Raw genomic sequence first — 12553 nt, forward strand, 5'->3', positions numbered from 1 at the left:
AGCCTGCATTGCACGGTCCAGACGTCTTTTTCGATAGACTGATCGGCTATGAAGATCAATTGGTCCGCCCGCGAGGTGGATGTGTTCCTGTCGCTGGCCGAGACGCTGAGCTTTCGGCGCACGGCCTTGCAGATGCACCTGTCCCAGTCGGCGGTGTCCGGCACGGTGGCGCGGCTGGAGGAGATGCTGGATGTGCGCCTGTTCGAGCGCACCACGCGCACCGTGCAGCTGACGCTGGCGGGCGAGGTGTTTGCCGAGCAGGCGCGGTTCCTGCGCCACCAGATGGAGGAGACCGTGCGCCGCGTGCAGGAGGTGGCGCAGCTGCAGGTGGGCCGCGTGGCGCTGGCAGCGCTGCCGTCGCTGGCCGCTGGGGCCGTGCCCCGCGCGTTTGCCCGGTTTGCCGCGCAGCACCCGGGCGTGCAGATGGAGCTGATTGACAGCCTGGCGGGCCCGGCGTTTGACATGGTGCGCGCCGGACGGGTGGACTTTGCCCTCACCGCCGCCAACCCTGCCTATGCGGACCTGGACTACACCCCGCTGGTGTCCGACCGGTTTGTACTGCTGCTGCCGCGCACGCACCCCTTGGCCCGTGGGCGGGGCGCCGTTGCCTGGGCCGATGTGGCCGAGCTGCCCCACATCTCCATGCCCGCGGGCACCAGCGTGCGGCAGTACGCGCAAGAGGCCCTGCTGACGCACCGCATCCGCTTTGAACCCCGCTACGAGGTGGAGCACCTGGCCACCATTGCGGCCATGGTGGCGGCGGGTCTGGGGGTGAGCGCGCTGCCCGAGCTGGCCGCCCAGGTGGTGCGCCGGCCCGAGGTGGTGACGCGAGCGCTCAAGGCGCCCGTGCTGCACCGGCCCATCGGGCTGATCACGCTGCGCGGGCGGCCGCTGTCGCTGGCGGCGCAGGCCATGGTGGCCTTGCTGCGGCAGGAGGTGGAGGGCGCCGACGCGCAGAGTGGCTGATGGCGCGTCCGGCGAGTGGTCTGGCACGATATGAGGTGGCCCTGCGTCGGCGCTGGCGAGACAATGGCGAGATTCCTTGTCCACCCTTGGTAGCCCCATGAGCATTCCCTCCCGCGTCCGCCTCATCGACGTTGGCCCCCGCGACGGCCTGCAGAACGAAAAGACCCCGGTGCCCGCCGCCGTCAAGATCGAGCTGGTGCACCGCCTGCAGCAGGCGGGCCTGAAAGAGATCGAAGTCACCAGCTACGTCAGCCCCAAATGGGTGCCGCAGATGGCCGACAACCACGAGGTGATGAGCGGCATCACCCGCCAGGGCGGCGTGGCGTATTCGGTGCTCACGCCCAACCTCAAGGGCTTTGAGGCCGCCGTGCTGGACAAACCCGACGAGATCGTCGTCTTCGGCTCCGCCAGCGAGGCCTTCAGCCAGCGCAACATCAACTGCAGCATTGCCGAGAGCATCGAACGCTTTGCGCCCGTGGTGCAGGCGGCGCTGGCTGCGGGCATCCGCGTGCGCGGTGCCATGAGCTGCACCGTGGGCTGCCCGTACGAGGGCGACATCGCCCCCGAGCGCGTGGCCTACCTGGCCGGCCTGCTCAAGGGCATTGGCGTGCAGCGCGTGGACGTGGCCGACACCATTGGCGTGGGCACGCCGCGCAAGGTGCAGCGCGCCATCGAGGCGGCCTTGCAGCACTTTGGCATCGACGAAGTCTCCGGCCACTTCCACGACACCTACGGCCAGGCGCTGTCCAACACGCTGGCCGCGCTGGAGCTGGGTGTGTGGAATTTCCAGTCGTCCGTGGCTGGGCTGGGCGGCTGCCCTTATGCCAAGGGTGCGACCGGCAACGTGGCCACCGAAGATGTGGTCTACATGCTGCAGGGGATGGGCATCGAGACCGGCATCGACCTCGACCTTCTCATCGACGCAGGCGCCTACATCAGCGGTTTTCTGGACCGCAAACCCAACTCACGCGCAGCCAACGCCCTGCTGACCAAGCGCGCGGACTGACCCCCGCTGGTCCAACTCCCCCCGGCCGCCGTCAACCGGCGTCCGGGGATCCGGCGTCCGGGGTGCCTCCCAGCACCTTCCAGAGCGTCACGCGGTTGACCTGCTCGGCCAGGCGCAGGCCGATCAGGGCCTGCTGCGCCGCATACAGGCTGCGCTGTGCATCCAGCACCGTGAGGTAGTTGTCCACCCCGGCCTTGAAGCGCGCTTCCGACAGGTCGAACGCCTTCTGGGTGGAGGCCACCAGCCGCGTCTGCGCGGCAATGCGCTCGTCCCATTGCGCGCGGTCGGCCAGCACATCGGCAGTCTCGCGGAACGCGGTCTGCACGGCCTTCTCGTACTGGGCCACGGCGATGCGCTGGTTGGCCTCGGCCACCTGCACGTTGGCGCGGTTGCGGCCCGCGTCGAAGATCGGCAGGCGGACCAGCGGCACAAAGCTCCAGGTGCCGCTGCCCGCGCCAAACAGGCCGTCCAGCTCGCGGCTGCCGGTGCCCACGTTGGCCGTGAGGCTGATGGTGGGGAACAGGGCCGCCCGCGCAGCGCCGATGTTCGCCTCGGTGGCGCGCAGGGCGGCTTCGGCGGCCTGCACATCGGGCCGGGCCAGCAGCACGCTGGACGCCAGCGGCACCGGCACGGGCTGCAACGCCGCCGGCGCCTGCGCGTCCGCGCGCAGCGTGCTGGCAGTGGGCCAAAGGGCCGCAGGCACCGGGCCGCCCACCAGCAATTGCAGCGCGTTGCGGTCGCGCTCTACCTGGGCCAGGTAGGCCGCCACATCGCCGCGTGCGGCGTCCACCGTGGTCTGCGCCTGCGCCAGCACCAGCCCTGAGGTCGAGCCGATGGCGTGGATGCGTTCGGTCAGCGCATAGGCCTTCTCGCGGCTGGCCAGGGTGTCGCGTGCCAGTTGCAGCCGGGCTTCGTCGGCGGCCAGGGTGAGCCACGCGTTCGCCACGTCGGCCACCAGGCCCGTCTGGATGTTGCGCTGGTTCTGCTGGCTCTGCAGAAACTGCTGCAGCGCCGCCTCGTTGAGGTTGCGCACGCGGCCCCAGAAGTCGATCTCGTAGCTGGCAAACCCCAGCTGGGCCGTGTACTGCGTGGCCACCTGCGCTGGCGCGGTGGCGCTGCTCATGCCGGCGGCGGTGCGTGCGCGGCTGGCTTGCGCCTGCGCGGTGACGCTGGGCAACAGGTCGGCCCGGGTGATGCCGTACTGGGCGCGCGCCCGCTCGATGGCCTCGACGGCCACGCGCAGGTCGCGGTTGTTGGACAGCGCCAGGGCAATGACATCACGCAGCGGCTGGGCCTGCACCCAGCCCAGCGCGGCGGCCGCCTGCAGGCCGGCCTCGGTGGCCTCGGCGGGCTGCTCGCCCCGGGTGCCGACGGTGTCCGGCACGGGCAGGGCGGGCGTCTGGTGGACGGGGGCCAGGTTGCAGCCTGCGAGCAGCGCCGCGGCTGCCAGGGCGGCGGTCAAGGGTGGGCGCTTCATGCTGCGCTCTCCTGAGTGGGGTGCGGCGGGGTCGTGGCAGGGTGTTGCGGCGTGTCGTCTGCGCTGCGCGACCGGCTCTTGAACCAGCGGCGGATGAGCAGGAAGAACACCGGCACCAGGAAGATGCCCAGCACCGTGGACGCCAGCATGCCCCCCAGCACGGCGGTGCCGATGGCAACCCGCCCGCCCGCGCCCGCGCCGGTGCCGATGGCCAGCGGGATCACGCCGAAGCCGAAGGCCAGCGAGGTCATCAGGATGGGCCGCAGGCGCAGGCGCACGGCGGCCACGATGGCGTCGAACAGGTTCTTGCCCTGCTCCTGCAGCTGCACGGCGAACTCGACGATCAGGATCGCGTTCTTCGACGCCAGCCCCACCGTGGTCAGCAGCCCCACCTGGAAGTACACGTCGTTGGTCAGGCCGCGCGTATACGTGGAGGCGAGGGCGCCCACCACGCCCAGCGGCACGGCCAGGATGACGGACAGCGGCACGGTCCAGCTCTCGTACAGGGCGGCCAGGCACAGGAACACGAACAGGATCGAGATCGCGTACAGCATGGGGGCCTGCGCGCCCGACTGGCGTTCCTGCAGCGAGGCGCCCGTCCATTCGTAGCCGATGCCCGGGGGCAGGGTGCGCAGGATGTCCTCTGCGATCTTCATGGCCGCGCCCGAGCTCACGCCCGGCGCGGCGCGGCCTTCCAGTTCGTAGGCCGGGTTGCCGTTGTAGCGCATCAGCTGCGGCGAGCCGTAGGCCCAGTAGCTGGACGAGAACGCGCCGAACGGCACCATCTCGCCCTTGCTGTTGCGCACGCTCCAGCGGGCCACGTCCTGCGGCAGCATGCGCGCCGGGGCGTCGCCCTGGATGTACACGCGCTTGACCCGTTCGTTGTTCAGGAAGTCGTTCACGTAGGTGCCGCCGATGGCGCTGGAGAGCACGTTGTTGATGTCGTTGTAGGACAGCCCGAGCGCGGCGGCCTTGCGGTCGTCGATGTTCAGGCGCAGCTCGCTGGCGTCCTCCAGATTGGTCATGCGCAGGTTGGTCAGCTCCGGCCGCTTGCGCGCCTCGCTCAGGAAGGTGTTGGTGGCCGCCAGCAGCGCCTGGTGGCCCAGGCCGTTCATGTCCTTGATCACGAAGTTGAAGCCCGAGCTGGAGCCCAGGCCCCGCACGGCCGGCGGCATGACGACCAGCACCCGCGCATCGCGGATGGAGGCCAGGTCGCGCGTGGCCTTGAAGGCGATCTGCGCGGCCGCCTGGCTGGGCAACGGGCGGTCGGCCCAGGGCTTGAGGCGCACAAAGCCGCGGGCCGAGGCCTGGTCGCCGTTGATGCCCGAGACCTGGTAGAAGCTCAGCACGTCGGGCTGCTGCGCAAAGTACTCGCGCACCTGGTCCAGCACGCTCTGCAGCCGCGCATCGGCGGCGCCCGAGGGCAGGTTCACGTTCACGTACAGGAAGCCCTGGTCTTCGTCGGGCAGGAACGAGGTGGGCAGGCGCGCCATGAGCAGCCACACCACGCCGCACACGGCCAGGAAGATCAGCGCCATGCGCTTGGTGCGGCGCAGGGTGTAGGCCACCGTGCCCTGGTAGCGCGAGGCTGTGGCGTCGAAATGGTGGTTGAACCAGCGGAAGAACCGGTCGTTCAGGCCCAGCAGGCCGCGGCGGATCGGCCGGTCGTGCCCGGCCGCCGCGGCGGCAGGCTTGAGCAGCGTGGCGCACAGCGCGGGGGTGAGGGTCAGCGCCACGAACACCGACAGTGCCATGGCCGCCACGATGGTGATGGAGAACTGCCGGTAGATCACGCCGGTGGAGCCGCCGAAGAACGCCATGGGCACGAACACCGCCGACAGCGTGACCCCGATGCCCACCAGGGCGGGCGTGATCTCGCGCATGGACTGGCGCGTGGCGTCCTTGGCCGACTGGCCGGTCTCGTGCATCACCCTCTCGACGTTCTCGACCACCACGATCGCGTCGTCCACCAGCAGGCCGATGGCCAGCACCATGGCAAACATGGTCAGCGTGTTGATCGAATACCCCGCCAGCGACAGTACGCCGAAGGTGCCCAGCAGCACCACCGGCACGGCTATGGCGGGGATGAGGGTGGCGCGGAAGTTCTGCAGGAACACGAACATCACGATCACCACCAGGAGCATGGCCTCGCCCAGCGCGCTCACCACTTCCTTGATGGAGGCGCGCACGAAGGGCGTGGAGTCCGAGCTCACGAAGTAGTCGATCTGGTTGGGGAAGTAGGGCTTGAGCTCGGCCAGCTTGGCGGCGATGGCGTCGGCCACCTGCATGGCGTTGGCGCCGTCGGCCAGCACGATGCCCATGCCCGCGCCGGGCATGCCGTTGAGCTTGGCCTTCACGGTCAGGTTCTCGGCGCCCAGCTCCACGCGGGCCACGTCCTTGATGGTGACGACCGAGCCGTCCAGCGCGGACTTGAGCACGATGCGCTCGAACTGCTCCACGGTCTTGAGCTTGGTGCGGGCCGTGATGGTGGCATTGAGCTGCTGGTCAGACACCGCGGGCAGGGCGCCCAGCTGGCCGGCGGACACCTGCGCGTTCTGGGCGTTGAGCGCGTTGACCAGGTCCGATGGCATCAGCGCGTACTTCTCCATCTTGGCCGGGTCCATCCAGATGCGCATGGCGTAGTTGGTGCCGAACACCGTCACGTCGCCGACCCCGTCGATCCGGCCGATCACGTCCGCCAGGCTGCTGGTCAGGAAGTCGCCGATGTCCACGGCGCTCATCGATGGGTCCTTGGAGAAGAAGCTGTAGATGACCAGGTAGTCCTGCCCGCCCTTGTTCACGAACACGCCCCGGCTCTTGACGGCGTCGGGCAGGCGGTTGGTGGCGGCCTGCAGCTTGTTCTGCACCTGCACCTGCGCCACGTCGATGTTGGTGCCGGGCGCGAAGGTCAACGTGGTGCGCGAGCGGCCCGCGGCGTCCGAGGTCGAGCTCATGTAGAGCATGTTGTCGATGCCCTTGAGCTGCTGCTCGATGATCTGCGTCACCGAGTTCTCGACCGTCTCGGCCGAGGCGCCGGTGTATTGCGAGCCGATGGTCACGCGCGGCGGAGCGATGTCGGGGTACTGCTCCAGTGGCAGCGTGACGATGGACAGCGCGCCGCCCAGCATGATGATGATGGCGATGACCCACGCAAAGATGGGCCGGTTGATGAAGAACTGAGCCATGTGCCGCGTCCTTCGTGCTCAGCGCGAGGCTGCTGCGGCAGGTGCGGGCGCGCTGGCGGGCGGTGCGCCGGCCCCCGGCGAAGGCTTGCCGCCGTCCTTGGCGCTCGCGCGCGGGTCCACCTCCACCGGCTTGACCTTGTCGCCGTGCTTGACGCGCTGGAAGCCCTCGACGACCACGCGTTCGCCTGCAGCCAGCCCGCTTTGCAGCAGCCACTGGTTGCCCACCGCGCGGTCGATGCTGATCGGGCGCTTCTCCAGCACGTCGCCGTCCTTGACCACCAGCACGCTGGGCTTGCCGGCAAGGTCGCGGGCCACGGCCTGCTGGGGCACCAGCAGGGCTTCGGGCGCCAGCCCGGTGGGCAGCAGCGCCTGCACGTACATGCCGGGCATCAGCGTGCCCTTGGGGTTGGGCACCACGGCCCGCAGCGTGACGGTGCCGGTGGTGGCGTTGACGATCACGCCCGCAAACTGCAGCTGGCCGCGCTGCGGGTACTCGGTGCCGTCGTCCAGGCGGATGCGCACGGGGATCTTGTCGCCCTCGACCTTCTGGAAGCGGCCTGCGTCCCAGTCCCGCTGCAGCTGCATCAGCTCGGTGGCGGACTGGGTGAAGTCCACGTACATCGGGTCGAGCTGGACGATGGAGGTCAGCGCGTCGGCCTGGTTGGCCGTGACCAGCGCCCCCGGCGTGACGCTGGACAGGCTGATGCGGCCGCTGATCGGGGCTTCGATGCGGCTGTATTTGAGGTTGATGCGCGCCGTGGCCAGGTTGGCCTGGGCCACGGCCACGTCGGAGCGCGACTGGGCGGCGGCGGCCTGGCTTTCTTCAAACGCCTGCTGGCTGATGGCGTCGATCTTCACCAGCTCGGCATTGCGCTTGGCCGTGGCTTCCTGGGTGCGTGCGGTGGCCTCGGCCTTGGCCAGGGCCGCCAGGGCGCTGGCCTCGGTGGCCCGCAGCGCGGCGTCGTCGATCTGGTACAGCGGCTGGCCCTGGCGCACCAGCATCCCTTCGGTGAACAGGCGCTTTTGCAGGATGCCCGACACCTGGGGCCGCACTTCGGCCGTGAGCGAGGCGCGGGTGCGGCCGGGCAGGGTGGCTTCGAGCTGCTGGCTTTGCTGCTTGAGGGTGACCACGCCCACCTCGGGGGCGGGCTTGGCCGGTGGGGGCGCTTCGCCCGTCTTGCCGCAGCCCGCCAGGATGCCGGCGATCAGCAGCAGCCCCAGCAGCGCTCCCCGGTACGGCAAGGCCCCCGGCGCCGGGCGGGCGGCGCGGCGCAAGGCAGGGTGGGCGGGGGTGGGCGCAGGCAGGCTTGGGCCCAGCGGGGGCAGCGCGGCAACGTTCATGGGTGTGAAGGCGGGGGGTTCGGAGGGGACGGCCCATTGTGGGGTCCGCACATTTCCTGTTTGTAAAGCAGCCCCCGATATTGGCATGCCGCGCCCGGTCGCGCAGCGCGCGGCAAAATGGGGGGAGATCCGACCCCTCAACCCTTTCCTGTGAGACGCTGGAGACCAAGCCGCATGTGTGGAGCCGAACTGAAAAACCTGCCCGAGGGCGTGCAGCGCGTGGCTGCGGCCCTGGAATCCCTGGGCCACCCCCACCGCCCGCAGATGCTGGACGACGCCGCCCGCACGGCGCAGCAGGCGGCCGATGCGCTGGGCATCGCCGTGGGGCAGATCGCCAAGAGCATCATCTTCCGCCGCAAGAGCGATGACGCGGCCGTGCTGGTGGTCACGTCGGGCGACCGGCGGGTGGACGAGAAAAAGGTGGAAGCCCACGTGGGCGGCAAGATCGGCCGTGCCGACGCGGAATTCGTGAAAAGCCGCACCGGCTTTTCCATCGGCGGCGTCTCGCCCGTGGCCCATGCCACGCCGCCCGTCACGCTGATCGACCAGGACCTGCTGCGTTTTGATGTGGTGTGGGCCGCGGCCGGGCACCCGCACGGCGTGTTTGCGCTGCACCCGGGCGACCTGCAGCGCCTGACCGGCGCGCCCGTGGTGGACGTGGTGCAGGTGCCGGCGCCCGACGCCGGGGCGGCCACCGGAGCGGCTGCGGCATGAGTGATGCTACTGATTCGATAGCTGCTCGCGCCCGCCTGATGGGCGATGCGGGCTATTTTGATCTTGATTCGGACGAGGTCGTGCCGTCGCCCTGCATTTCGGTGTGCCGCATGACGGAAGACCGCAGCCGCTGCGAAGGGTGCTTTCGCACCATCGACGAGATCCGCGCCTGGTCCGGGGCGGACGGCGCCCAGCGGCGGGCCATCTGGGTGCGGCTGCTGCAGCGTGCCGGCGCGGCCGTGCCGCCGTCCCTGGCCGCTGCCGAGCGCGGCGTGAAGGAGCCTCAGGCATGAAGCACATCACCTTTTATCTGGACTTTGTCTCGCCCTACGCCTGGCTGGCCTTCGAGCGCCTGCCCGAAGCCCTGGCGGGCCTGAGCTACCACGTGGAATACCGCCCGGTGCTGCTGGGCGCGCTGTTGCAGCAGCATGCCAACCCCGGGCCCGCCGGCATTGCCCCCAAGCGCGACTGGACCTACCGCCACGTGTGCTGGCTGGGCCACGCGCAGGGCACGCCGCTGCAGATGCCCGCCCGCCACCCCTTCAACCCGCTGCCGCTGCTGCGCCAGGCCCTGGCCTGCAGCGACGACGGCCGCATCAACCGCTACGTGGCCGGCGCGGTGCTGCGCCACGTGTGGGTGGGCGGGCAGGACGCACTGGACCCCGAGCGCCTGGCCGCGCTCTCGGCCGCGCTGGCCGAACAGATCCGTCCCGGGCACGACGTGAACAGCGCAGAGCCCAAGGCCCTGCTGCGCGCCAACACCGAGGCGGCCCAGGCGGCCGGGGTGTTTGGCGTGCCGGCCTTCGGGGTGGACGGCAAGATTTTCTGGGGCCTGGATGCCCTGCCCATGCTGCGCGCCTACCTGGACGGCGACGCCTGGTTCGATGGGCCCGGCTGGGACGTGGCGCAGCGCACCCCCTCGGGGCTGGCTCCCGTGGCGCGTTGATGCGTTCGGTCAGGCCCTCCAAAGCTGTTCACGCTGGGCCTGCCGGAGCGCCGCGCGAGGCTTCGACAAGCTCAGCCCGAACGGGTGGAGGCGTTTCGCCAAACTAGGGCTCGGTTAAGGCTTGGCGCGCCCGTGCCGGTGTTGCGTTCGCGCAAACACGGCGCCCCGTGCTGCAAGCGCCCCGCAAGGGGCCGGTGGTGCAATGGCTTCGACGCTGCCCGGCAGCGAGCGAGGTCTGCATGCCCAACGCCTTTTCCTTTGCCCATTCGCCGTTCGACTGCCTGGAGCCCGAAGAGCAGCGCATGGTGCGCGACCATGTCGACATCGGCTACTACGCGCCCGGCCAGGTGCTGCTGGAGCGTGGCGCTGCGCCCACGCACCTGTTTGTCGTCGTCAAGGGCCATGTGGCGCAAGAGGACCAGGGCGACACGGTGGTCACCTACGGCCCCGAGGACTGCTTTGACGGCCGCAGCCTGGTGGCCGGCCGCGCCAGCAGCCGCTTCGTGGCCACCGAGGAGGTCATCACCTACGAGCTGGCCCGCGCCACGGTGCTGGAGCTGATCGCGCGCAACGCCACCTTTGGCGCGCTGCTTTTTTCCGACCTGGGGCACAAGCTCAGCGTGCTGGCGCAGCGCCAGCACCCGCGCGACCTGCCCTCGCTCAGCCTGTCGCGCGTGGGCGACGCCTTCCTGCGGCCGGTGCACGAGGTGCCCGCCGCGCTGGACGTGCTCAGCGCCGTGCGCCGCATGCACGCCGAGCGCACGGCCAGCGTGCTGGTGCGGGACGACGCCGCCACGCCGCCGCGCCGCGGCATCTTCAGCCGCACGCTGCTGGAGCGCGCCATCCTGTCGGGCCGGCCCCTGGACCAGATGCCCGTGGGCGACTGGGCGCGGTTCCCGGTGGTGGAGGTGCGGGCGGGCGATTCGGTCGGCGACGCCATGGCGCTGATGCTGCGCCACCGCATCCACCGCCTGGTGGTGGTGGACGGCGAGCGCACGCTGGGCATGCTGGAGTCGCTGGACCTGCTGAGCTACGTGTCCAACCCCTCGCACCTGGTGGCGCTGCAGATCGACAACGCCAGCTCGCTCGACGCGCTGGCTGACGCCGCGGCGCAGATCGACCGCGTGGTGTCCGTGCTGTTTCGCAGCGGCACGCGCGTGGGGCTGGTGGCGCACCTGGTGCAGCAGCTCAACGCGCGCCTCTTCCTGCGCGCCTGGCAGCTCATCGCGCCGCCGGAGCTGGTGGCGAACAGCTGCCTGTTCGTGATGGGCAGCGAGGGCCGGGGCGAGCAGCTGCTCAAGACCGACCAGGACAACGGCCTGATCCTGCGCGACGGCTACGCGCCGCCGCCCGACCTGGCGGACCTCTGCGACCGCTTCTCGCAGGCACTGGGCCGCTTTGGCTACCCGCCGTGCCCCGGCGGCATCATGCTCAGCCAGCCCCTGTGGCGGCGCAGCAGCAGCGAATGGGCGCGCCAGCTGCAGGACTGGGTGTGGCGGCCCGAGGGCGAGGCGCTGATGCACCTGGCGATCTTCCTGGACGCCCACGCCGTGGCGGGCGACGCCGCGCTGCTGGACGCGGCGCGGGCCCATCTGATGACGCTGGCCACCGACCATGAAGGGCTGCAGAGCCGCTTTGCCGCCGCCATCGACGCCTTCGGCCACGCCGGCCCCAGCTGGTGGAGCCGCTTGCTCACCCCCGGCGCCGCGCCCGAGCCCTGGCACATCAAGAAGGAAGGGCTGTTTCCGCTGGTGCACGGCGTGCGCAGCCTGGCGCTGGCCCACCGGGTGACCGCCACCGCCACCACCGACCGCATTGAGGCGCTGGTGGCCCTGGGCGCCTTGAGCCCCGGCGAAGGCGAGGACCTGGCCGAGGCCCTGCAGGTGCTGATGGCCCTGCGGCTGAAGGCGGGGCTGGCCGAGCGCGAGCAGCAGCGCCCCATCTCCGGCACGGTGGCGCCCGACCAGCTGGGCAGCCTGGACCGCGACCTGCTCAAGGATGCGCTGGGCGTGGTCAAGCGCTTTCAGCAGATGCTGCGCACGCGCTTTCACCTGGGGGTGCTCTGATGCCGCTGCACAGCCCCTGGGCCGCCGCGCGCCGCCGCTGGCTGCAGCACCGGCTGCGCCGGCCCGAATACGCGTTCGTGCTGGAGCCCGGCCCGCCCGGCGAGTGGGTGGCCATCGACTGCGAGACCACGGGGCTTGACGTGCGCACGGACGAGGTCGTCTCCATTGGCGCGGTGCGCGTGTGCGGCCAGCGCATCGTGGCCAGCGAGCGGCTGGAGCTGCTGGTGCGCCCCGCCGGACCAGTGTCGGCAGAGAGCGTGCGCATCCACCGCCTGCGCGCGCAGGACGTGGCGCAGGCCCGGCCGCTGCCAGAGTTGCTGCCCCAGCTGCTGCACTTCATTGACGGGCGGCCGCTGGTGGGCTACTACCTGGAGTTCGACGTGGCCATGCTCAACCGCGCCGTGCGCCCCTGGCTGGGCATCGGCCTGCCGCAGCCGTGCATCGAGGTCTCGGCGCTGTACTACGACTACCGCTTCCGCCAGCTGCCGCCCTACCAGCAGCATGCCAACGCCGACATCGACCTGCGCCTGGCCACCCTGGTGCGCGAACTGGACCTGCCCGCGCGCGAGGCGCACGACGCGGTCAACGATGCCGTGACGGCGGCGCTGGCGTTCATCAAGCTGCGGCGCTTGCTGGGCGCCGTTTGACGCCGCGCGGCGGCCTGTGTGTCTCAGGTTGCTATTGAAATGGTAGCTGTTTGCGCTTGTCCATCAAGCGCTGGAGGTCGATTTTCTTCTCAATGCGGAATGTCCTGCATCATCAGCTCTCACCCTTTGGGACCGAGCCCTCCGGCCCCCGCCCGTTCGGGCTGAGCCTGTCGAAGCCGGGGCGCGGAGTCTGAGCAGCCCTTCG

10 protein-coding genes are annotated in these 12553 nt (G+C 70.4%); 7 read left to right on the forward strand and 3 right to left on the reverse strand.

The genetic code is table 11. The features are described 5' to 3' along the window. The first annotated feature begins 48 nt into the window (after window positions 1–48). On the forward strand, window positions 49–966 hold the full coding sequence (locus tag ACOYR3_RS04760) for a LysR substrate-binding domain-containing protein (protein ID WP_422845334.1): 918 nt from the start codon (window positions 49–51) through the stop codon (window positions 964–966). A gap of 97 nt (window positions 967–1063) precedes the next feature. Beyond that, on the forward strand, window positions 1064–1972 hold the full coding sequence (locus ACOYR3_RS04765; RefSeq protein WP_422845335.1) for a hydroxymethylglutaryl-CoA lyase: 909 nt from the start codon (window positions 1064–1066) through the stop codon (window positions 1970–1972). A gap of 31 nt (window positions 1973–2003) precedes the next feature. Here ACOYR3_RS04765 and ACOYR3_RS04770 read toward each other — a convergent pair whose 3' ends face one another. Genes ACOYR3_RS04770 through ACOYR3_RS04780 form a run of 3 tightly spaced genes read right to left on the reverse strand, consistent with a single transcriptional unit; the run spans window position 2004 to window position 7975 of the window. Further along, window positions 2004–3449, reverse strand: a complete 1446-nt coding sequence (locus ACOYR3_RS04770) for an efflux transporter outer membrane subunit (protein WP_422845336.1) — start codon at window positions 3447–3449, stop codon at window positions 2004–2006. Next, the gene (locus ACOYR3_RS04775; protein WP_422845337.1) at window positions 3446–6634 is read right to left on the reverse strand and encodes an efflux RND transporter permease subunit; all 3189 of its coding nucleotides are present in this window, start codon (window positions 6632–6634) and stop codon (window positions 3446–3448) included. Before ACOYR3_RS04775 ends, ACOYR3_RS04770 begins: the two co-directional genes overlap by 4 nt. 18 nt (window positions 6635–6652) lie before the next feature. Continuing rightward, window positions 6653–7975, reverse strand: a complete 1323-nt coding sequence (locus ACOYR3_RS04780; protein WP_422845338.1) for an efflux RND transporter periplasmic adaptor subunit — start codon at window positions 7973–7975, stop codon at window positions 6653–6655. Between the two features lie 174 nt (window positions 7976–8149). Between ACOYR3_RS04780 and ACOYR3_RS04785 the strand changes: the two genes are divergently transcribed. The 5 genes from ACOYR3_RS04785 to ACOYR3_RS04805 all read left to right on the forward strand — a co-directional run bounded on the left by ACOYR3_RS04785 (window position 8150) and on the right by ACOYR3_RS04805 (window position 12348). Beyond that, window positions 8150–8689, forward strand: coding sequence for a YbaK/EbsC family protein (locus tag ACOYR3_RS04785; protein ID WP_422845339.1), 540 nt, complete (start codon window positions 8150–8152; stop codon window positions 8687–8689). Beyond that, a complete protein-coding gene (locus ACOYR3_RS04790; RefSeq protein WP_422845340.1) occupies window positions 8686–8982 on the forward strand; it encodes a DUF1289 domain-containing protein in 297 nt (98 codons plus the stop codon). Before ACOYR3_RS04785 ends, ACOYR3_RS04790 begins: the two co-directional genes overlap by 4 nt. Beyond that, window positions 8979–9635, forward strand: a complete 657-nt coding sequence (locus ACOYR3_RS04795; RefSeq protein WP_422845341.1) for a 2-hydroxychromene-2-carboxylate isomerase — start codon at window positions 8979–8981, stop codon at window positions 9633–9635. Before ACOYR3_RS04790 ends, ACOYR3_RS04795 begins: the two co-directional genes overlap by 4 nt. A gap of 239 nt (window positions 9636–9874) precedes the next feature. Further along, window positions 9875–11701: a DUF294 nucleotidyltransferase-like domain-containing protein gene (locus ACOYR3_RS04800; protein WP_422845342.1), complete on the forward strand. Its 1827-nt coding sequence runs from the start codon at window positions 9875–9877 to the stop codon at window positions 11699–11701. Continuing rightward, window positions 11701–12348 carry a 3'-5' exonuclease gene (locus tag ACOYR3_RS04805; RefSeq protein WP_422845343.1) on the forward strand — a complete coding sequence of 216 codons (648 nt, stop codon included), beginning with the start codon at window positions 11701–11703 and terminating at the stop codon, window positions 12346–12348. Before ACOYR3_RS04800 ends, ACOYR3_RS04805 begins: the two co-directional genes overlap by 1 nt. Window positions 12349–12553: the final 205 nt, after the last annotated feature.

Source organism: Acidovorax sp. M2(2025), from assembly GCF_049330835.1.
Lineage (GTDB): Bacteria > Pseudomonadota > Gammaproteobacteria > Burkholderiales > Burkholderiaceae_C > Acidovorax.